Here is a 16,738-nt window from a genome sequence, read left to right on the forward strand (position 1 = left end):
CGCTGGCGATCAGGTCACGGTTCGACCCCGTTCTGGCCTGCCGAGGAGGTAGTGGATGCCCTCGACGGTGTGCCACACGTCCAGCTGCCGGGCGCTGAGGGCCTCCGCCCGCTCGCGCAGCTCGTCGGCGGTCATGTGCACCTCCGCGAGCAGTCGCTCACGCTGGGCGAGCAAGTCTTCGGCGGTGCGGCGGGATCAGTGTCGGCATGGCGTCCTCATCGGGTGATGAAAGGGTTTCCGGGTGCCGGTCCGGACTGATCCGGATCGTGTCCGGATCGGGCCCGGCGCGTTGTCCGGGCATGGACGACGAGCAGGTGGCAGACGAGGTCAGGGGCTGGCTGGACGATCCGGACACGGTCCGGACGGAGGCGCTGACCCTGTCGGAGGCGCGGGCGGTGGTGGCGCTGCTGGGGGTGCTGTCCGGATCGGATCCGGACTGGGCCGGGGCGGCGGACGAGATCCGGATGCGGCTCGCCCGCCGGTTCCCGGCGGAGTAGAACGGCGCCCCGCCCGGAGGTGGGCGGGGCGCACGAGGATCAGCGCCTTGTCAGCGCGAGCGGCAGGATGAGGCTCGCGACTTCGGCGGGAGAGCCGTCCAGGACGATGACGGTTGCGATGGCGATGACGTAGAGAGCGCGCGCTACGGCGGGCATCAAGGACTCCTTGCGGAGAGAAGGATTGCCCGGCCCACAACCAGCGGCGACGTTGAGTCTAAGCCCTACGCCGCGACCTGCCGTCGCTCGGCGAGGGGGAGTGAAAGCAGCGCTTCCCGCCCGTACTGCTCGCCGCAGGTGCATCGCCGGCCGAGGGTGTCGAGGGTGATCCGCAGGGAGGCCCCGCACGGGCAGGCGACGGCGACGGTGCGGCCACGCCGCTCGCGGGTTATGGCCTGCTCGCACTCGGCACGGGTCTGGCGCACCTCGTCGGCGAAGTCATCGACGGCCGGGTGGGATTCGACCGCCCACGGCAGGAGGAGTTGGAGCCGGGCGACGGCGGCGTGGCACTGGGCGGTCAAGTCGCCCTTCCAGGTGGGCGCCTCGTACTCCAGGCAGGAGTGCCAATCCTCGACCCACTGCTGGAGCACGGTGACGACGCCGCCCTTCGCGGCGAGGCTGAGCGGCGCAAGGCGGAGCGGGAGCGGCGCGGTGCGGCTGCCGGACACGGCCGGGCCCCCGGCGCCGGAGCCGGGCATCAGTGCGCCGCCGAGCTGGACGTACAGGCCGGGCAGCGCGGCGAGGTCGTCGCTGATGCGGAGGGTGCAGCGGCGGCAGGCGAGGCGGCCGACCTCGTCCTGCCAGAGGGCGGAGAGGCAGACGACGCAAGCGGTGGTGACGGTGGTGGTCACGGCGGGCTCCTTGCGGATGGTGCGGGTGGTGGCGGGGCGGGCGGCCCGGCGGGGACGGGCCGCCCGGGTGGTGCGGTCAGGCGGCGGGGCGGTCGGCCGCGGCGTGGTCGTTGAGCGCGTCGGCGAGGATGGCGGCGATGCGGTCGACAGGCCCGGAAATGTCGACCTCAATGACGCGGCCCTGATACCAGACGACGGGCTGGAAGTGGGTGCGGCGGCACTCCTCCTCGGTGCTGTTGTCGCATTCGCCGGGGCAGGTGGCGGCCTGTATGGCGGCGGCGAGCCGGTCGCGGAGCGGGGTTTGCTGCGCGGCGAGGGCGGCGTCGAGCCGGTAGCCGAGCCCGACGGCGTGGTAGGCGATCTCCTCGACGGGGCTCGAGGCTTTCCCCTGCTCGGCGGCGAACTCGGCCCGGGCGGTGGCCGCGAGCTGGGCAACGGCCTCGCGCTTCAGCACTGCCTGGGCGTCCGCCTCCAGCTCGCTGATCCGTGCGGCCTGCTGCTGGCTGCGCCGCTGGAGGCCGCCGGCGGTGCGGCGGAGGCCGGTGACCCCGGCGCGGAGCAAGTCGGCCTCGGCGGGGGTGAGCGGCTTCCCGGCGGAGAGGCGGTTGAGGAGCACGTCCAGCGCGGCAGCGGGCGGGGTGGCGGTGGTGGTCATGCGGCGTTCCTTTCGGTGCAGGTGGCGCGGTGGCGGGTGCCGCGGCTGGTGAAGTGCTCGTCGCAGCAGGCGGTGTAGAGCTGGGCGAGGCCGTCGTCGACGGCGAGGGCGAGGTGGTCGTCGGCGGGCAGGGTGACCACCACGACGGGCCGGGCGGCCACCGCTTCGCGGACGGCGGCGGTGGCGGCGACGAGCGCGGCGGTGGCCATGAGGGCGGCGGCCGGCCAGGCCCGGTGCTGGGCGGAGGCGACGGCGGCGTGGGCCAGCCACATGCCGCACGCGAGGTGTGCCGCCGCCATCGACGCGGAGCCCCGGGTCACCGGGCACCGCCCGTCTCGGTCTCGGCGGCTACGCGGCGGAGCTCGTCGGCGTCGGCGTGCATGGTCGTGTGCGCCGTGCGGCCTGGCGCCCACAGTTCGTCGGCCTGCCGTGCGAGACGGTCGGCGGCCTCACGCAGTACGGCAGCACGGTCGACGCTGGGCCAATACACCTCGGCCTTAGCCAGTTCGCAGCGCGGGCACACGGGCTGGCCGTCGCGCATGGGGATGTCCATGCCGTCGCGGCCGTGCCAGCGGAAGCCGCACGCGGGGTGCTCGTAGTACGGCGACAGCGGGCGCTCCTCGCGGGCGGTGGCCTGCTCGTCGAGGATGCGGTCGACGGGCGCGGGGAGGACGGCCATCACGGCGTCGGCCTCCACGAGGAACGCCTGGGCAGGCCAGCTGTTGCCGGTCGCGTCGGCGATCGCCTCGGCGATTCGGTCGCGGAGGTTGTCGGCGGGGCGGGGTTCGGTCATCGGTCGTCTCCTGGTGGTGTGGGAGGCTGGCGGGGGCCCGCCCCTGGTTGCGACAGGGGCGGGCTGCGTCGTCCTCGGGGTCACGGGGTTCCCCAGAGCGATGCTTGGCCGGGGAGGACGGGGATGGGTTCGGGGTGTGGCGTGGCCAGGGCGGCGGGTGTGGGCCGGGGGCGAGGCGGGGGCCGTCGCGGTGTGGGCATGTGCCGGTCGGTGGCGCAGAGGCTCGGCGCGTGGCCGATCTCGCCAAGCCAGCCGAGGAGGCGGGGCAGGTTCCGGTCGGGGCCGAAGGCGAGGTAGGTGCCGTCGCAGGAGTCGGCGCCGATCCACCCGGCTATGCCGAGGCGGCGGCGGGAGTTGACTCGCCCCATGTGGACCTGCTTGCCGCGGGCCTTGGCTTCGCGGGCGAGCCGCTCGGCGACGGGGCCGAGTTTCCACTCGGTACTGCCAGCAAGAAACAGGACGTCGATGTCGCCCCAGGGCAGGCCGAGTTCGTCGCATCCGTCCTGCGCGGCGAAGGCTGCGGGCACGCCGAGGCTGCGGATGAATGCCAGCTCAGGCAGTGACTCGGCGAGCGTCGCGGCGGCGTCGAAGGGGACGTCGGGAGCCAGCGCCCACAGGCATCGGTCTGCGCCGTAGCGGGTGACGGTGCGGGTCAGCCAGGCACGCCACTCGGCGAGGCCAGGCCAGTGCTTGCCCTTGCCGTCCGATCCGAACTTCGAGTTGTCGCAGGCGTACCAGGCCCCGGGCGGCACCCGGTTGCCCTGGGCGGGGGTGGTCATGCAGCCGAGGTGTCCGGCGCTCATGGCGGCGCGCACGTCAGGCCCCGACGGCGTGGCGAGGTACAGCACGGCGCCACCTCCTGACCGCGGTGACGGCGGCGACCGGCAGGAGAGTGGCCCACACGATCTTGCCGACGAGCTGGCCGGTGACGGTTGCGGCGGCGACAGGGAATCCGGCGAGCCACAGGAAGACGAGGGTGTCGACGATGGCCCCGACGATGTTGGAGGCGAGGACGGCGCGGGCCCAGCCGCGGTCGCGGAGCGGGGTGTAGACGGCCATGTCGGCCAGCTCGGCGATGAGGAACGCGGTACTGGAGGCGAGGGCGAGGGCGGGGCTGGTGGCCCAGGTGAGTGCGGCGCCGACGGTAATCCCGGCGAGGACCCAGGCGCGGCCGGCGGTGTCCTGGACGAGGTCACGGGCGAGGAGCGCGGCTCCGGCGGCGAGGGTTCCGGCGGTGGCGGTGACGCCGGGGGCGAGGGTGACGAGTCCGTAGTGGGCGGTGAGCCAGTTCGCGGCGGTGATGCTCGCGGTGTAGGCGGTGACGGCGGCGACGGTGCGGGCGCGCATCAGAGGCTCCAGAGGGTGGGTTGGAGGTCGGCGAGGGGGAGTTCGGTTTGGCCGGGGAGGACGTCGTCGGGGCGCGGGGCGGGGATGGTGGCGCGGATCCCGCGGCGTCGCCGTTCGCACACGGGCCCGAGCCCGGAGGGCCTGGGTCGCCGCAGGGCGCGCCCGCAGTCCCGGCATGTAACCCGGGGACCCTCGGCACCTGCCGGGCCGTCAGGCGGCCGTACAGCGGCCACGACGGGCGCGTCACCGGGCAGCGGCAGGGTGACGATCGGCCGGTCCCGCCAGCGGGGCGAGGCGGGGTGCGGGGCGATGGCGGTCACGCGGCACCGTCCCGGTACCGGTCGGGCGACGCGAGGTGCGTCAGGTGCACCCAGCCACACCTGCACTGGTAGGCGTTGAGGAGCTGCCCGAAGGGGACGACGCACCGCTCGGCGGCGAGGCGGGCGGCCTCGGGGGTCGCGTACCGGTGCTTGTCCGGCTGCGGGCACTCGGGAGCCCTGCGGACGGGCCGGGTCCCGCCGAAGCTGCCGTCCGGCATGTCCTCGCCGTAGACCCGCGGGTCGGGGAACTCGATGCTCACGGGGCCACCCCCGACGCACCGTGGACGGTGAACGTGCCGTCGCGGTGCATGACCAGCCACTCGTCCCAGCGGACGACGACCCGCGTCTCGCCCGTGCCGACTCGGAGGCCGACCACGGTGTTCTTGCCGTCGACGAACTGCCAGTAGCCCTTGGCGAACACGTCGAGGCGGTCGAGGTCGTCGTCGACTTGGGCGATGGTGCGGGGTGTCAGGTGCCAGGTGCGGGCCCCGGCGGCTTCGGCCTCGACGAGGGGGCGGCAGTGGTCGCACTCGGCGCGAACGTCGGTGAGGTTGCCGCGCTTGTCGACGTCGCGGTCGGCGAGGTCGCCGAGGAGTTGGCCGCAGCCGTTGCAGGCACGCTGGACCTTGATGGTGGTGACCTTGCGGCCTTCGTCGTTGGTCCAGGTGCGGTCGGGGGTGTGGGTGCGGGTCTTCATCAGCTGATCTCCTCGGCGGCGGCGTGCCTCTCGGCGTGGACGGTGTCGTGGCGGAGCTGCCCGTCGTCGTGGCAGGGGCGTCCGGGCTGGGCGCCGCACCGGCCGCAGGCGGCAACGTGGCGGGCGTGGGCGACGATCCGCCCGTGGTGGACCTCGGGGAGGGGTCGGCGGCCGGAGACGGTGGTGCAGGGGCGGCCGGTCGTGGCGCGGCAGTGCGGGCAGGGGGTGGCCTGCGCCGGGTGGCGGATGGTGCGCAGCGTGGCGCGGAGGGAGGCGGGCATCGGGGCGCCGGTCGTGGTCATCGGGTCTCCTCCTGGGTGCGGGCGAGGGCGGCGGCGGAGACGGCGCGGCGGCGGGCGATCTCCTGCTGCTCGGCGTTCGGGTCGGCCGGGATAGGGCTGGACCGACGGGGGTGGGGCGGGCGTTCGCGGCCGCCGGGGGTGCGGCACGGCCGGCCGATCGCCGCCTTGCACCGGGGGCACTCCCGCCCCAGCGGGCCGGGCCGCTTCACCTCCGGGTGCTGCTCGGCGGCCGCCTGCTCGGGAACGCCGCGGCCGACGGCTGCGAGGGCGCGCAGCACCTCGGGGTGCGGGCCTCCCTCGAGGGCTGCGGCCTGCCGCGGAGTGTCGCGTCGGCCGGAGGCGACGTCGGAGATTTGGCCGCGGAGCCGGGCGAGGTACTGGCGGGGCGTCTCGTCCGGCTGGGCGGGCTCGTACTGGAAGTTCTCGAGGCGCTCGGCGCGGATCTTCCGGGCGATGGCGATGACGTCCGGGGTGGTGACGCGGCGGCGCTTGTCGGGCTCGAGGCCGGCCATCTCCACGGCGTAGAAGCGGGTGAGGGCGGCGTCGGCGTCGGCGTAGTTGATGGAGGCGGCGTTGAGGTCGGAGTGCCAGGCGAGGACGTCGGCTTCACCGGCGATGCGCTGGTCGCGGGCGGCGGCGAGACCGAGGAGCGCTCCAACTTCTTCGTAGCTGATCACTGGTTCTCCCGGTTCTGGGCGTCGGCGGCGGCCTGGAGGCGGCGGCCGACGTCGAGGGCCTGCTGGGTGCGGAGGTCTGAAGTGGCGGGCTTCTGGCCGCGGGCGGCGGCGAGGTGGACGACGGAGCCGCCGACGGCTTCGGGGAGGTGCTGCGGCTGGGTGGCGGGGGTGCCGGGGATCTGGCGCCAGGCGGGGAGGAAGTAGCGGCCGGAGCGCGGCTGCTGGCGGGCGCCCTCCCATGAGCCGCGGGCGGAGACGACGAGTGCGGGGATGCCGCAGCGGAGGATGAGGCTTTCGATGAGGAGCCATTCGCCGGCGGCGAGGTCCCAGCCGACGATCATTCCGGCGGCGGTGAGCGCATCGACGAGGGGCTGGCTGGCGTCGGGGATGCGGGGCTGGTCGCCGATACGAGAGGGCGCTTCGGTGCGCGCACGCGTAGCTAGCTGACTTACTTCCTTCTCCTTCTCTGAAGGAGAAGGAAGGACGGGACGGGACGGGGTGCCGTTACTAACGGCGTTACGAATCCCGCTGACCTGCGACTCTCGCTGATTTTCGGCGCTCGTTACTGCCGCGTAGGAGTCGTCGTCGTGTCGAGTTCGTGTCGCCGAAGCGTCGTTTCCGGCGCTCGAGGGGCCACCCGTAACGCCGTTACGCGGGGCGTTACGGCCACCGTTACGGACGGCCTCCTCCTCGGCAGCCTTCTTCGCCTCACGCTCGGCGCGCTTCCGGTCCCGGTACGCCTTCTGCCGGGCGGCGTTCGCCTCTCGGTCGGCCTTCACCCGGGCGCGGTCCGGGTTGTACTCGAGGTAGTCGTGGACCATCCACCCGTCGGCGATGCGGTCCCACAGGCCTACCTCCTCCAGGTCGGCTGCCGCCCGCTTCGCTCCACGCATGCGGGGCGCGACGAGCGGCAGTTCGCGGTCGAGGATCCTGCCCTCGGTGAGGTTCTCGGAGCACCAGCAGAGCGCCGAGACGTACAGCCGAAACGCACGGTCGCTGAGCAGCGCGACCTTGCGGTGCGACGGGAAGCGATCGTCCACACGGACCCAGGGCATGAGTTCTTCTCTCGGTGGTTCTGGCTGGTGTCAGGCGCCGGCGACGGCGGGTATGGCGGCCGGGGCGGGCGCGGGGACGAGCCGGCGGTTGTGGACGCGCTCGACGGACCGGACGGTGCAGCCCAGCTCCCAGGCGATCTGCTGCTTACTCAGCCCGGCGGCGGTGAGTTCCATAACGAGGTCGGCATCTACGGCGGAGCGCCGGCCAGTACGCAGCTCGGTGGGGACGGTGGGCGCCTCGGGCTCACACGCGGGGTTGTCGATGTCGTCCCAGGCGAGGGGGCCGTGCCAGCCGCGGGCAGCGGCGCGGGTCCGGGTGAGGGTGCTGGTGCCGGGCTGGGTGACGAGGCGCCGGTAGGCGCCGGCGATCTGTCGGGCGAGGTCGGCGTGGATGGTGCGCGGGCGGCCGTAGATGTGCGAGGCGATGGTGTCGGGGCTGACCCCGGATGCCTTGGCGATGGCGTCGTGCGTCCAGCCGATGCAGGCAAGCGCCTGGAGGCGGCGCCGGGTGCCGGTCGCGTCGATGTTGCCCTGACGGGGCGGAGCGAGGCGGATGCCCTGGATGGCGGCGGCGGTGGTCCGGGTGGTGGTGGGGGCCCCGGCCATGATGCGCCGGGCCGTGTCGTGTGTGACGCCGGCAGCGGCGGCGATCTGATGGCGGTTCCAGCCGTGGGCCAAGAGTCGGTTGATCCAGACGCGGGTCTGGGTGGCGTCGATGCGGCGGCGCTGGCCGCGGGCGTGGTCGAGGTGGAGCAGCACCTCGTAGCGGTAGCGGGCCTGCACGCAGGGCCGGTTGCGGCAGCCGGTGGCGTAGCAGGCGGTGGAGCGGCGGCAGGTGGTCATCGTGCTCCTCCCCAGCGGGCGGCGACGGTGATGGCGGTGTAGGTGATGGCGGCGGTGGCCGCGACGACGGCCATGGCGAGGACGGCCTGGGCGACGAGCCACACGGTGTAGGCCAGGTCGAGGACGGCGGCGAGGATGCTCACGCGGCGGCCTCCGTCCGGTACTGGGCGGTGCCGATCCACTGGCGGCAGAGGCTGCGGTGGACGGTGGCCCGGGAGGAGGGGACGACCCCGGCGTGCTCGACGACCCCGGCCGCGGCGGCGGAGGAGAAGGCACCGCCCCAGCGGGCGGGGCTGTCCGGCTCGTCGACGAGGCCTTCGGCGATGAGGTCGGCGGCCTGGAAGGGCTGGCCGCGGCGGGCCATCTCCTCTATCGCGGCGCGGCAGGCGACGGCCCAGTCGGCCGGGGTGTTCTCGATGGCGCGGGCGATGCCGTCGCGCTTCGCGGTCTCGCCGGCGGCCGGGTCGACCGTGCCCGCGATCGGGGTGGGGAACTGGAGCTGGCTCATCGCGGTCACAGGTCGTACTCCTTGATGTGGTCGAGCTCGTCGGCGTGGTCGCGGTCGTGGCAGGGCACGCACAGCAGGCGGGGGCGGCGCTCGATCCGGGCGGTGCACCAGATGTCGTCCTGGTCCTCCAGGCCCGCGATGTAGACAGCGGCCTCGACGAGGTCGACGCGGCCGATCGCGTCGATGCAGTCGTGGACCGGCTTGTACGGGAAGAGGGGCCGGGGCTGGCGGCAGCGGTGGCAGCGGCCCTCGACGGGGGTCTTCGCGGTCATGGCGTGTGGTCTCCTTGGTGGCCGGGGCCGCCGCAGGTTCGGGCCGCGGCGGCCCCGGTAGGCGGTGGGTCAGGCGTCCGGCTGGGCGGTCGGCGGCGTGGACGTGGGCCCGGGGCTTGCGTTCAGCCAGGCGAGGAGCGGACCGGCGACGTCGCGGGCTCCCTGTGGGCGCTTGATGACCTTCCGGTTCAGCTCCGGGCAGCGGGACTTGAGGACCTCAAGGGTGTTGTCGATGTCCATGGCAACGGCCACGTCGAACTCGTACTCGATGCCCTTGCGCTGCTCGGGCCTGGTGCCGACCTGCTTCGGCTTGCCGTTCTCCAGCACCCACTCCGTGTAGGAGCGCATCGAGGCGACGACGTGGCCGGGGTAGGCGAGGAGCGCGGCGACCATGTCGTTCTGGATCGGGGTGCCGTCCTTCCAGCCGGCGAACTTGTTGCCGCCGTACCGACTGCTGGCCCTCTCGACCTGCTCAAGGGTGCCGTCGGTGCCCTTCCAGAAGTGGGAGAGGCTGTCGACGAAGACGGTGGGGTACCCGGCCTGGGCGGCGGAGTCGAGGATGCGGATCAGGTCGCGGGGGTCGTAGCGGTCCATTGAGACGGTGTCGAACTCGACGCCGCCGACACCGGCGTACAGGCTGGCCGCGCCGCTCTCGGTGTCGATGACGGCGAACTTGCGGCCCTCGGACAGGCCGTGGCAGATGCTGAGGCCGGTCCAGGTCTTGCCGGAGCCGGACTGCCCCTGGATGGAGAGGCGGGCCTTGCGGCCGGCCTTGTTGGCGGGGCGGAACGCGAAGTCGGGGGCGGGGGTCTCGGGCCGAGCGGTGCGGCCGGCGTGGACGGGCGGGGGCAGGGTCATGGGTGGCTCCTAGGCGTACTGGCGCTCGACCCAGGCGGGGAGCGAGGTGACGGGGGTGGGGAGGTAGCCGGGCCATTCGCCGTGGGCGAGGCACCAGCGGTAGGCGTTGACGCCGACCTGGTTGAGGTGGCGGCCGACGTGCCGGGCGACCGGGTCGAGCGTCGTGACGGTGACCAGGTAGGGCGGCTCCTTCTCCTGGAAGACGAAGGAGAAGGGGCGCTCGGGGTCGACGAGGTCGAGGGCGAGGCCGCCGTCCGTGTACCACTCCTGCTGCTGGTGGTAGCCGTAGTCGTGCACGGCCTTCGGCAGGTCGTTGGGGTGCGCGGACCGGGTGGACTTGTAGTCGACGCCGCGGCCGTCGTGGCGGAGCCAGTCGTAGCGGGCCCGGCCCCACACGCCGTCCTCGACCTCCCAGAACAGCGACAGTTCGGCGGTGCCGCTGCCGGGCTCCAGCAGCTCGGCGGCTTCCGGGTCCTCGCGGAGGGCGGCGGCCATGGCCTGCACCTGGTCGAAGGCGGCCTGCTTCAGCGGCAGCTTGCCCTCGGCGCGGATCGCGGCGACCTCGGCCTTCACGCTCTTGGTGTCCCAGCGGTCCGCGTCAACGACGACCAGCTCGGGCCCGTCGTCGAGGACCAGCTTGTGCGCGGCGGTGCCGAAGTCGAAGGCGGCCTTGTACGGCTGTGGGTTGTCGAGGTGCCAGCGGAACGTGGCCGGGCTCTTGGTCGCGAGGCGCCGCACGCCGGTCGAGGAGAGGCTGCCGCCGGGCACCGGGTCGGCGTGGTAGACGTCGGCCGGGATGTCGTAGGCGCCCGGCGTCACGCCGGTCACTGCTGCCCCTGCCCGGCCGTCGGCTGGGCGGCGGGGACGAGGGCGTCCCACAGGTCGCGGGTCCAGCGGGCGTCACCGAGCGCGGTGTGCCCCACGTCCGGCGCGGGCGGCTCGACACCCGCCCAGCGAGACAGTCCGTAGGAGGAGAAGGGCAGCGCCGGGAGGTCACCGTCCCGCAACTCCCCGCCGACGCCGCTGAGCGTCACGGCCAGGCCGTACTGCCGGCCAGCAGCGAGGGTTGCGACGTCGATGGTGCGGTAGTGCCACGGCTTCGGCTTCTCGAAGTAGCCGCCGAAGAAGTTGGCGAGAAACTCCGCGTCGAAGGCCGGGTTGGAGCCGATCACGATGGCGCCATCGAGGAGGCGGTACAGCTGGCGGGCGGCGGCCTGCCGGTCGTCCCACTTCCAGCCGGGGGCGGTGACCCGCTCCATGTACCGGTTGATCTCGAGCGCCTTGGGGTCAGCGTCGGCGAAGCAGGCGGGGAGGAGGCGGAAGGTGTGCTCGGTGTCGTGGCCGTCCTCGCGGAGGATGACGGCGACCTCCCACACCTCGTGCAGGAACGGGTCGAGTCCGGTGGTCTCGGTGTCGACGAAGGCGAGCTTCGTGCTCATGTGGTTCTCCAAGAAGGTGGGGCGCCGGCGGGGCGGGGGTGTCACCGCCCCGCCGGGCGATCAGGCGGCGTCGGGCCGGGGGATCTCGACGGTGTCGGCGAGGGGGCTGGCGCCGAGGCGGCGGACGGGCCCGTGCTCGAAGCGGTCGTCGAGGACCTGGCAGGGCTGGGTGTCGGCGATGACGTGCGCGGCGCGGACACCCACCTCGATGCGGCGTTCGAGGTCGGCGATGCGCCGGTCCCGGTCCGTCACGGCCTGCTCCGCCTGGGCGAGTTCGGCCCGGGCGACGCGCAGGTCCTCCAGCGCGCCGGAGAAGTCGATGCCCGCCTGGTCGAGCTGGGTCATCAGGTCGGCGACCGTGCCGCGCAGGGCGTCGATGATGCGGACGTCCTCGGCGTGGGCGGCCCGGAGTTCGGCCGGCGTGGCGCCGCGGTGACGGCCTCGGGTGCGGGTGCGTATCGGGTTCACGAGTCCCCTCCCGGGGTTCCGCAGGTGCAGGTGGTGGGGTCGGTATGGCCGTCGGCGCAGCGGCAGTCGGGACGGCCGGGGCAGTCGTCGCACGGCTCGACGTCGGCGGGGGCGGCCAAGCGGCGGAGGCGCCGGGCGAGGCCAGCGGCGGCTTCCAGGGACCGCACGACGGCCCGGGGGTGGAAGTCGATCCCGTTGATCGCGGTCGCCACCCGCAGCGCCTCGGCACGGGCCTCGGCCAGGCGCCGGGTCAGCTCGGCGTTCTCCTGCTCCAGGCCGACGGCCCACCGCCGGGCCCGGTCCCGTTCTTCCCGGCGCCGCCGGGACTGGGTGTAGAAGTACTCGACCGTGCGGCACAGCTCGTCCTGCTTGTCGGTGAGCCGAGTGACCACCGAGCGGACGGCCGGGTCGCGCTTGATGAGGTCGGCTGTCCACGCGTCGGTCAGGAGCAGGCGGTTCTCGGCGCTCGCCAGCCACGTGCGCAGGGCATCCTTCGCCTCGCGCGCCGTGTCTCCCCACACGTTGGCCGCGTGGTACTCGTGGGCGACGTCGAGCGCGTCGCCCCACTCGGCGGTGCACACCCGCTCCCACATGCCGGTCGGCAGTAGGTAGCTGACCGGCTCCAGGCCGGGAACGCGGGCGAATACCTGGACCTGCTTCTCGCAGGGGTGGGCGAAGTCGAAAGAGTCCTGGCGGACTCGGACGTGCGGCTCGTTCATCGGTTCCCCCTGGTGGCGGTTCGGCGGACGCGGTAGGCGTCGCAGGAGCAGGTGGTGGGGTGTCCGCAGGCGCGGTGGGCGCGGCGGGCGGTGACGCCCTCGACCCATCCGGCTTCGGACACGGCGTCGTTGGTGAGGAGGCGGTGGGCCTCGGCGTCGATGTCGGGCGACAGGGCCACCTGCCAGCCGGCGTTGAACGCCAGCAGGTAGCGGGCCGGGTCCTCGGACTGCTCGGCGCGCTCCTCGGCGAGCGACCACGGGCTACGCATCGGTGCCTCCCTGGAGGAGCGCCCGGAACTCGGCCGGGACCTCGGCCAGTTCGGCGGCGCGGGCGGCGGCCCGGGCGATGCTGTCCGCGTAGGCGGCGCACACCTGCGGCGACCAGCCGGACTCCGGGCCGAGCGCCTCGTGCCACTCCAGGTCCACCGCGGCGACCACGGCCTGCACGATGTCCTCGTGGCGGGACTTGATCAGGCAGACGGTCATCAGGCACCGCCCTGCTCGGCGCGCAGCCGCTCGATCTCCGCGCGGGCCTCGGCCAGCTCGTCGGCCGTGGTGCGCTCCCGCTCGACGTGCTCGGCGACGGTGTCCCGCCACCGCTGCACGCCGGCCAGGACCCGGTCGGCGACCGCGAGCATCTGCTCGGGCGTCATGTCCGTCGGGCGGGCGATGGTGATCTGGTCGCTGGCGATGCTGCCCGGGTAGAGGCTGAGGGTGCCGTCCGTGGCGCCCCACATCTCGATGTGGCCCTCGGGGGTCCAGTAGGTGCGGTACGTGCTCACGCGGTCCTCCGCGGGTGGGTGAGGTCCACGCGGAGGGCGGGGACGGTGCTGTCGGGGTCGGTGTCGTGGAGGAGGTGCCGCTGCTCGGCGAGCGCGCCTTCGTACAGGCGGCGCATGCGGGCCGCGGCGGCGTCCAGGTCGGCGGCGAGGGTGGTCAGGTTCGTCGTCACGCCGCACCGCCGAGGTCCAGCTGGGTGGGGTCGCTGGTGGTCCTGTCGCAGAACCGGGCGATCTCCTCGAAGGAGTGGGCCTCGCGGCCGTACTCAAGAGCGAAGAGGGCGCGGAAGTTCAGCTCGAACTCGGCCGCCTTCTCCGTTGCGCGCCCCAAGGGGCAGCCTCGGGCGACCAGGTACCGCTCGGCGGCAGTCGGGTCCTCCGCAGCCCAGGGCGCGCCATCCAACGCGACGACCTTCTTCAAGGCGTCGTACATGGCGTCGCAGGCGGCCCAACGGTTCTCGTCGTTGGCGAGGGAGGCGATGAGCTTGACCTGCTCGGTCAGCTCCTCCATTCCGAGGGCATCCTGGCGGTGCTGTGCAGCCTCTGCCCAGTTCGTCCGCCGGTGCTTCGCGGCCTTCTCCCAGGCGACGCCGACAGAGGCAGCGTGAGCGAGCCGGGCGTCGAGTTCCGCCTCGCTCAGCCGCTCGTACTGGAGGCCCGCCGCGAACTCGACGATTTCGTCGTAGTGCGCGTCGGTGAACGCCTCACGCCCTGACGAGGCAGGCCAGCGCTCTGCGGCGAAGGCGATGAGCAGCTTTTCGTTTGCATCGCATCCGGTGTGCGGTGCGGAGACCCAGCGGCGGAGAATTGTGTGGCCGTGCATTGCGGCCGCCTTCTCGTGCTCGCGAACGCGGGCCTGGGGCCTGCCGGACTGGCCAACCTTGACGATGCCGCTGCTGAACTCGATTACATAGACGTACCGCTCAGCGCGGTGGCGGACCTGCTCGCGTTCACTGAACGCGATGGCGGCGGGAGGGTCGGGCATGATGGAGGACACGCGGTGCCCTTTCTCTTCGGAGTGACGGAGGGGTGCTGCGAGGCCCCTGCTGCCGGTGTGTGAGAGCCCGGCGCGGGGGCCGGCCGCGTTCTAGGCGGCGGCGCGGAGCTTGCTGTACTTGTTCGGGAGGCGCTCGCCTTCCTGAAGCACCCACCGGATGTGTGCCGCGGTCATGCGCGGGCTCTTGCCGATGCGGGTGTGGGGGATCTGCTCGGCCTGGATGGCCTCGGTCACCCAGTTTTCGGTCTTGCCAAGCAGGCCGGCCGCCTCGGCGGGGGTATAGGCCTTCAGCTCCGGGTCCCCCTGGTGCGCGGCGAGGCCGTCGATGGCGACGGTGAGGCGCTCAACGAGCGCCAGGAGCGTCGCCGTCATCCCCTCCTGCGTGCTGATCACTGGTCTTCTCCCTGGTGATGGCGTCGAGTGGGATGCGCAGCTCACCGGCTATGCGGCGGAGGGTTTCGTCTCCCGCCCCCTGGCGTCCGGTCTCCACGTGGGAGAGGTAGCCGGGGTCGCGGCCGATGAGGTGCGCGAGCCGCCGCAGGCTCAGTCCGCGCAGTTCCCGGATGACCCTGATTGCAGCTCCGTTCGGTGTCACAACACCCAACGTAGACCCTTTGTTGGGTGTTGGCAAGCCAGGGACCCGCATTGGTTGGGTGTCGCGCCGGTTTGCTGGGTGCGGGCGCCGAGGGGGGGAGTGACGTGCATATGCCGAATACGCCGAGGCAACAGAAAGTGCGCCCCCAGCACCGATCGATACTGGTCAAAAGCGGGTATGGGTGGGTGCGCGTTGTCAGGTCGTGCGGCATGATGAGGGACCATGACTAGGGACTGGACGCGACTCGCCTCCGCCATCGAGGGCCGGCGCCGGGAAATCGGCTTCACGCAGGTAGACCTGGCCGAGGCCGCGGGCGTGAGCGAGTCGACCGTTCAGAACCTGGAGTCCGGGCAGGCGCGCCGGCGCCTGCCGAGTTCACTCCCCCGCATCGAGATCGCGCTCGGCTGGGAAACCGGCTCCGGCGAGAAGGTGCTCGAAGGTGCCGAGCCCACACTGAAGCCGCAGCCCGAGAAGCCTCAAGCCGGTCAGCCCACAGTTCTGCCGCTGCGCATCCAGCAGGAGTTGGAGGACGGCCAGCTCCTCGACGCCACCGTCCTGGACCTGACGCCCGACTCCTCCGCCAAGATGATCGTGGTCGTCAAGGGTGAGGAGGGCGCCACGCCCGAGCAGATCAGGCGCGACCTGCTGGCCTGGGCGGACAAGCAGCGGCGCCTCCAGGACTAGCAGGGGTCAATTTGACCCCTCACCCATCCGTCCCCCAGTCGGTACGATTACCTCACCCAATCTTCGAGGGTACTTGGGGGCAGCGTGGCCTATGGGGAGAAGCGCGGATACGACAAGCGCGCGAAGAAGTGGCGGTACCGCGGCCGGTACAAGCTGCCGAACGGCAAGTACGGATCGGTCACCCGCGACGAGGCGGGCCAGCCCTTCTACACCGAGCGCGCCGCCGAGGCATACGCCCACGGCCTCGAAGTCGACGTCCGCCGGAAGACGTTCATCAACCCCCGCGACGGCCGCATCACGGTCGCCGAGTGGGCGGAGCTGTGGCTCCAGTCGATCGATGTAGGGCCGCTCAGCGAACGGGAGTACCGGGGCAGGCTGAAGAGCCGCATCCTGCCCGAGTGGGGCGATGTGGCGATCGGTGACCTGTCGGCCGCAGGTTGCGCGGCCTGGGAGAAACGCCTCCGCGCTCAGTTCAGCAAGAACTACGCGGATGCCGTGGTGTCCGTACTGAGGACGATGCTCGATGACGCGGTCGTGGAGCGCCTGCGGCCGGACAACCCCGTAGCTGCCAGGAAGCTCGGACGGCGAGGCCGGCACAAGCCGAAGCCGAAGGACGAACGAGTCATCGCGACCCCTCGCCACGCCCTGCTGATCGCCCGCAACGGCCTGGCTATGCGCGGACTGAACGAGTACGTGCTCGTCCTTGCCTCCGCATACACGGGGCTGCGCATCGGCGAGCTTGCCGGCGTACATCGCGATCAGCTTGAGCTGGTCGACAAAGGGATGGGCGCCCGGTTGCACGCAGTGCAGCAAAGCCAATACGTGAACGGCGTGTTCACGGAGATCGAGCCCAAGTACGACTCGGGGCGCGGGCTGATCCTGCCGCCGTTCCTTGCCGAGCTGCTCGGCGAACTGGTGGCATCGCGTAAGTCCGAGTGGGTGTTCACCGCGCCGAAGGGCGGTCGGTTGTTGCGTGGCGGCGACTGGTACTCGGAGACCTGGCGGGCGATGGTGGACGGCAGGGCGCCGCGAGGTGCCATCCGCGGTGCGAAGGCGCGCGTCGGGGTACGTCCCGTGCTGGGTGTCGAGGGGCTGACGCCGCACGGCCTGCGGCACTCTCAGAAAGTGTGGCTCGACGAGGCCGGCCATCCGCGTGTCGCTGTGGAGGCGAGGATGGGGCATGTTCTCCAAGGGGTGGAAGGCATCTACTCCCATGTGACGTTGGCGATGGAGTTGAAGATCGCCGCCTCATTGCAGACACTGTGGGAGGAGTCGCTGCGCGTCGTCGTGGATCGGCGCGAGCTGGGTCGGTACCCCTCGCTGGAACCGACGATGCCGCAGCAGCGCAAGGTGAGGCACAGGGCGAAAGCCGGAAGTTGATCTCC

31 protein-coding genes are annotated in these 16,738 nt (G+C 72.4%); 3 read left to right on the forward strand and 28 right to left on the reverse strand.

What is annotated here, in order from left to right:
- Positions 1–9: 9 nt before the first annotated feature.
- Positions 10–174, reverse strand: a complete 165-nt coding sequence (locus ACFWMZ_RS18925) for a hypothetical protein (protein ID WP_383202864.1) — start codon at positions 172–174, stop codon at positions 10–12.
- Positions 175–299: 125 nt separating this feature from the next.
- Between ACFWMZ_RS18925 and ACFWMZ_RS18930 the strand changes: the two genes are divergently transcribed.
- Positions 300–497: a hypothetical protein gene (locus ACFWMZ_RS18930; protein ID WP_383202866.1), complete on the forward strand. Its 198-nt coding sequence runs from the start codon at positions 300–302 to the stop codon at positions 495–497.
- A gap of 221 nt (positions 498–718) precedes the next feature.
- Here the strand turns inward: ACFWMZ_RS18930 and ACFWMZ_RS18935 are convergent, their stop codons facing one another.
- The 27 genes from ACFWMZ_RS18935 to ACFWMZ_RS19065 form a co-directional block, all read right to left on the reverse strand.
- On the reverse strand, positions 719–1,345 hold the full coding sequence (locus tag ACFWMZ_RS18935; RefSeq protein ID WP_383202869.1) for a hypothetical protein: 627 nt from the start codon (positions 1,343–1,345) through the stop codon (positions 719–721).
- 76 nt (positions 1,346–1,421) lie between these two features.
- The gene (locus ACFWMZ_RS18940; RefSeq protein ID WP_383202872.1) at positions 1,422–2,000 is read right to left on the reverse strand and encodes a hypothetical protein; all 579 of its coding nucleotides are present in this window, start codon (positions 1,998–2,000) and stop codon (positions 1,422–1,424) included.
- Entirely contained in the window at positions 1,997–2,299 is a 303-nt protein-coding gene (locus tag ACFWMZ_RS18945; RefSeq protein WP_383202875.1) for a hypothetical protein, read from the reverse strand. Before ACFWMZ_RS18945 ends, ACFWMZ_RS18940 begins: the two co-directional genes overlap by 4 nt.
- A 17-nt stretch (positions 2,300–2,316) precedes the next feature.
- Entirely contained in the window at positions 2,317–2,793 is a 477-nt protein-coding gene (locus ACFWMZ_RS18950; protein WP_383202878.1) for a hypothetical protein, read from the reverse strand.
- Between the two features lie 80 nt (positions 2,794–2,873).
- Positions 2,874–3,641 (reverse strand): hypothetical protein, encoded by a 768-nt coding sequence (locus ACFWMZ_RS18955; protein WP_383202881.1) that lies wholly within the window; start codon positions 3,639–3,641, stop codon positions 2,874–2,876.
- Positions 3,610–4,140, reverse strand: a complete 531-nt coding sequence (locus ACFWMZ_RS18960; protein ID WP_383202884.1) for a VUT family protein — start codon at positions 4,138–4,140, stop codon at positions 3,610–3,612. Before ACFWMZ_RS18960 ends, ACFWMZ_RS18955 begins: the two co-directional genes overlap by 32 nt.
- Before the next feature lie 316 nt (positions 4,141–4,456).
- Entirely contained in the window at positions 4,457–4,720 is a 264-nt protein-coding gene (locus ACFWMZ_RS18965; RefSeq protein ID WP_383202887.1) for a hypothetical protein, read from the reverse strand.
- Positions 4,717–5,157 (reverse strand): hypothetical protein, encoded by a 441-nt coding sequence (locus ACFWMZ_RS18970; protein WP_383202890.1) that lies wholly within the window; start codon positions 5,155–5,157, stop codon positions 4,717–4,719. The genes ACFWMZ_RS18965 and ACFWMZ_RS18970 overlap by 4 nt, the downstream gene beginning before the upstream one ends.
- Positions 5,157–5,459, reverse strand: coding sequence for a hypothetical protein (locus ACFWMZ_RS18975; RefSeq protein ID WP_383202893.1), 303 nt, complete (start codon positions 5,457–5,459; stop codon positions 5,157–5,159). The genes ACFWMZ_RS18970 and ACFWMZ_RS18975 overlap by 1 nt, the downstream gene beginning before the upstream one ends.
- The gene (locus tag ACFWMZ_RS18980) at positions 5,456–6,136 is read right to left on the reverse strand and encodes a hypothetical protein (protein WP_383202896.1); all 681 of its coding nucleotides are present in this window, start codon (positions 6,134–6,136) and stop codon (positions 5,456–5,458) included. Before ACFWMZ_RS18980 ends, ACFWMZ_RS18975 begins: the two co-directional genes overlap by 4 nt.
- Complete coding sequence (locus ACFWMZ_RS18985; protein WP_383202899.1) at positions 6,133–7,191, reverse strand: hypothetical protein; 1,059 nt, start codon at positions 7,189–7,191, stop codon at positions 6,133–6,135. The genes ACFWMZ_RS18980 and ACFWMZ_RS18985 overlap by 4 nt, the downstream gene beginning before the upstream one ends.
- 30 nt (positions 7,192–7,221) lie before the next feature.
- Complete coding sequence (locus tag ACFWMZ_RS18990) at positions 7,222–8,034, reverse strand: hypothetical protein (RefSeq protein ID WP_383202902.1); 813 nt, start codon at positions 8,032–8,034, stop codon at positions 7,222–7,224.
- Positions 8,031–8,177: a hypothetical protein gene (locus ACFWMZ_RS18995; RefSeq protein WP_383202904.1), complete on the reverse strand. Its 147-nt coding sequence runs from the start codon at positions 8,175–8,177 to the stop codon at positions 8,031–8,033. The genes ACFWMZ_RS18990 and ACFWMZ_RS18995 overlap by 4 nt, the downstream gene beginning before the upstream one ends.
- Positions 8,174–8,551, reverse strand: coding sequence for a hypothetical protein (locus ACFWMZ_RS19000; RefSeq protein WP_383202906.1), 378 nt, complete (start codon positions 8,549–8,551; stop codon positions 8,174–8,176). Before ACFWMZ_RS19000 ends, ACFWMZ_RS18995 begins: the two co-directional genes overlap by 4 nt.
- Positions 8,548–8,814 (reverse strand): hypothetical protein, encoded by a 267-nt coding sequence (locus ACFWMZ_RS19005; protein WP_383202909.1) that lies wholly within the window; start codon positions 8,812–8,814, stop codon positions 8,548–8,550. The genes ACFWMZ_RS19000 and ACFWMZ_RS19005 overlap by 4 nt, the downstream gene beginning before the upstream one ends.
- Before the next feature lie 69 nt (positions 8,815–8,883).
- Positions 8,884–9,672: an ATP-binding protein gene (locus ACFWMZ_RS19010; RefSeq protein WP_383202912.1), complete on the reverse strand. Its 789-nt coding sequence runs from the start codon at positions 9,670–9,672 to the stop codon at positions 8,884–8,886.
- 9 nt (positions 9,673–9,681) lie between these two features.
- Positions 9,682–10,500, reverse strand: a complete 819-nt coding sequence (locus tag ACFWMZ_RS19015; protein ID WP_383202914.1) for a PD-(D/E)XK nuclease-like domain-containing protein — start codon at positions 10,498–10,500, stop codon at positions 9,682–9,684.
- Complete coding sequence (locus tag ACFWMZ_RS19020; protein ID WP_383202917.1) at positions 10,497–11,111, reverse strand: exonuclease domain-containing protein; 615 nt, start codon at positions 11,109–11,111, stop codon at positions 10,497–10,499. The genes ACFWMZ_RS19015 and ACFWMZ_RS19020 overlap by 4 nt, the downstream gene beginning before the upstream one ends.
- Before the next feature lie 60 nt (positions 11,112–11,171).
- Positions 11,172–11,579 (reverse strand): hypothetical protein, encoded by a 408-nt coding sequence (locus ACFWMZ_RS19025; RefSeq protein WP_383202919.1) that lies wholly within the window; start codon positions 11,577–11,579, stop codon positions 11,172–11,174.
- Positions 11,576–12,298: a hypothetical protein gene (locus tag ACFWMZ_RS19030; protein WP_383202921.1), complete on the reverse strand. Its 723-nt coding sequence runs from the start codon at positions 12,296–12,298 to the stop codon at positions 11,576–11,578. The genes ACFWMZ_RS19025 and ACFWMZ_RS19030 overlap by 4 nt, the downstream gene beginning before the upstream one ends.
- Positions 12,295–12,567, reverse strand: a complete 273-nt coding sequence (locus tag ACFWMZ_RS19035; protein ID WP_383202924.1) for a hypothetical protein — start codon at positions 12,565–12,567, stop codon at positions 12,295–12,297. The genes ACFWMZ_RS19030 and ACFWMZ_RS19035 overlap by 4 nt, the downstream gene beginning before the upstream one ends.
- A complete protein-coding gene (locus ACFWMZ_RS19040; protein ID WP_383202927.1) occupies positions 12,560–12,784 on the reverse strand; it encodes a hypothetical protein in 225 nt (74 codons plus the stop codon). Before ACFWMZ_RS19040 ends, ACFWMZ_RS19035 begins: the two co-directional genes overlap by 8 nt.
- Complete coding sequence (locus ACFWMZ_RS19045; RefSeq protein ID WP_383202930.1) at positions 12,784–13,080, reverse strand: hypothetical protein; 297 nt, start codon at positions 13,078–13,080, stop codon at positions 12,784–12,786. Before ACFWMZ_RS19045 ends, ACFWMZ_RS19040 begins: the two co-directional genes overlap by 1 nt.
- Positions 13,077–13,250 carry a hypothetical protein gene (locus ACFWMZ_RS19050; protein ID WP_383202933.1) on the reverse strand — a complete coding sequence of 58 codons (174 nt, stop codon included), beginning with the start codon at positions 13,248–13,250 and terminating at the stop codon, positions 13,077–13,079. The genes ACFWMZ_RS19045 and ACFWMZ_RS19050 overlap by 4 nt, the downstream gene beginning before the upstream one ends.
- On the reverse strand, positions 13,247–14,074 hold the full coding sequence (locus ACFWMZ_RS19055) for a hypothetical protein (protein WP_383202936.1): 828 nt from the start codon (positions 14,072–14,074) through the stop codon (positions 13,247–13,249). Before ACFWMZ_RS19055 ends, ACFWMZ_RS19050 begins: the two co-directional genes overlap by 4 nt.
- Positions 14,075–14,164: 90 nt before the next feature.
- Positions 14,165–14,467 (reverse strand): hypothetical protein, encoded by a 303-nt coding sequence (locus tag ACFWMZ_RS19060; RefSeq protein WP_383202938.1) that lies wholly within the window; start codon positions 14,465–14,467, stop codon positions 14,165–14,167.
- Complete coding sequence (locus ACFWMZ_RS19065; RefSeq protein WP_383202941.1) at positions 14,418–14,720, reverse strand: helix-turn-helix domain-containing protein; 303 nt, start codon at positions 14,718–14,720, stop codon at positions 14,418–14,420. Before ACFWMZ_RS19065 ends, ACFWMZ_RS19060 begins: the two co-directional genes overlap by 50 nt.
- A 171-nt stretch (positions 14,721–14,891) precedes the next feature.
- On the opposite strand from ACFWMZ_RS19065, the gene ACFWMZ_RS19070 reads away from it, so the two are divergent.
- Together ACFWMZ_RS19070 and ACFWMZ_RS19075 are read left to right on the forward strand one after the other, a co-directional pair.
- Positions 14,892–15,353: a helix-turn-helix domain-containing protein gene (locus ACFWMZ_RS19070; RefSeq protein WP_383202944.1), complete on the forward strand. Its 462-nt coding sequence runs from the start codon at positions 14,892–14,894 to the stop codon at positions 15,351–15,353.
- An 84-nt stretch (positions 15,354–15,437) separates the two neighbouring features.
- Positions 15,438–16,733 carry a tyrosine-type recombinase/integrase gene (locus tag ACFWMZ_RS19075; RefSeq protein ID WP_383202947.1) on the forward strand — a complete coding sequence of 432 codons (1,296 nt, stop codon included), beginning with the start codon at positions 15,438–15,440 and terminating at the stop codon, positions 16,731–16,733.
- Positions 16,734–16,738: the final 5 nt, after the last annotated feature.

Source organism: Streptomyces sp. NPDC058373 (genome assembly GCF_042723275.1).
Taxonomy (GTDB): domain Bacteria; phylum Actinomycetota; class Actinomycetes; order Streptomycetales; family Streptomycetaceae; genus Streptomyces.

Excerpts from the sequence above, each read along its gene's own strand:
- ACFWMZ_RS18930 (WP_383202866.1), top strand. The coding sequence starts at position 300 with ATGGACGACGAGCAGGTGGCAGACGAGGTCAGGGGCTGGCTGGACGAT.
- ACFWMZ_RS18940 (WP_383202872.1), bottom strand. The coding sequence starts at position 2,000 with ATGACCACCACCGCCACCCCGCCCGCTGCCGCGCTGGACGTGCTCCTC.
- ACFWMZ_RS18945 (WP_383202875.1), bottom strand. The coding sequence starts at position 2,299 with ATGGCGGCGGCACACCTCGCGTGCGGCATGTGGCTGGCCCACGCCGCC.
- ACFWMZ_RS18950 (WP_383202878.1), bottom strand. The coding sequence starts at position 2,793 with ATGACCGAACCCCGCCCCGCCGACAACCTCCGCGACCGAATCGCCGAG.
- ACFWMZ_RS18960 (WP_383202884.1), bottom strand. The coding sequence starts at position 4,140 with ATGCGCGCCCGCACCGTCGCCGCCGTCACCGCCTACACCGCGAGCATC.
- ACFWMZ_RS18970 (WP_383202890.1), bottom strand. The coding sequence starts at position 5,157 with ATGAAGACCCGCACCCACACCCCCGACCGCACCTGGACCAACGACGAA.
- ACFWMZ_RS18975 (WP_383202893.1), bottom strand. The coding sequence starts at position 5,459 with ATGACCACGACCGGCGCCCCGATGCCCGCCTCCCTCCGCGCCACGCTG.
- ACFWMZ_RS18985 (WP_383202899.1), bottom strand. The coding sequence starts at position 7,191 with ATGCCCTGGGTCCGTGTGGACGATCGCTTCCCGTCGCACCGCAAGGTC.
- ACFWMZ_RS18990 (WP_383202902.1), bottom strand. The coding sequence starts at position 8,034 with ATGACCACCTGCCGCCGCTCCACCGCCTGCTACGCCACCGGCTGCCGC.
- ACFWMZ_RS19005 (WP_383202909.1), bottom strand. The coding sequence starts at position 8,814 with ATGACCGCGAAGACCCCCGTCGAGGGCCGCTGCCACCGCTGCCGCCAG.
- ACFWMZ_RS19010 (WP_383202912.1), bottom strand. The coding sequence starts at position 9,672 with ATGACCCTGCCCCCGCCCGTCCACGCCGGCCGCACCGCTCGGCCCGAG.
- ACFWMZ_RS19020 (WP_383202917.1), bottom strand. The coding sequence starts at position 11,111 with ATGAGCACGAAGCTCGCCTTCGTCGACACCGAGACCACCGGACTCGAC.
- ACFWMZ_RS19030 (WP_383202921.1), bottom strand. The coding sequence starts at position 12,298 with ATGAACGAGCCGCACGTCCGAGTCCGCCAGGACTCTTTCGACTTCGCC.
- ACFWMZ_RS19035 (WP_383202924.1), bottom strand. The coding sequence starts at position 12,567 with ATGCGTAGCCCGTGGTCGCTCGCCGAGGAGCGCGCCGAGCAGTCCGAG.
- ACFWMZ_RS19040 (WP_383202927.1), bottom strand. The coding sequence starts at position 12,784 with ATGACCGTCTGCCTGATCAAGTCCCGCCACGAGGACATCGTGCAGGCC.
- ACFWMZ_RS19065 (WP_383202941.1), bottom strand. The coding sequence starts at position 14,720 with ATGCGGGTCCCTGGCTTGCCAACACCCAACAAAGGGTCTACGTTGGGT.
- ACFWMZ_RS19070 (WP_383202944.1), top strand. The coding sequence starts at position 14,892 with ATGACTAGGGACTGGACGCGACTCGCCTCCGCCATCGAGGGCCGGCGC.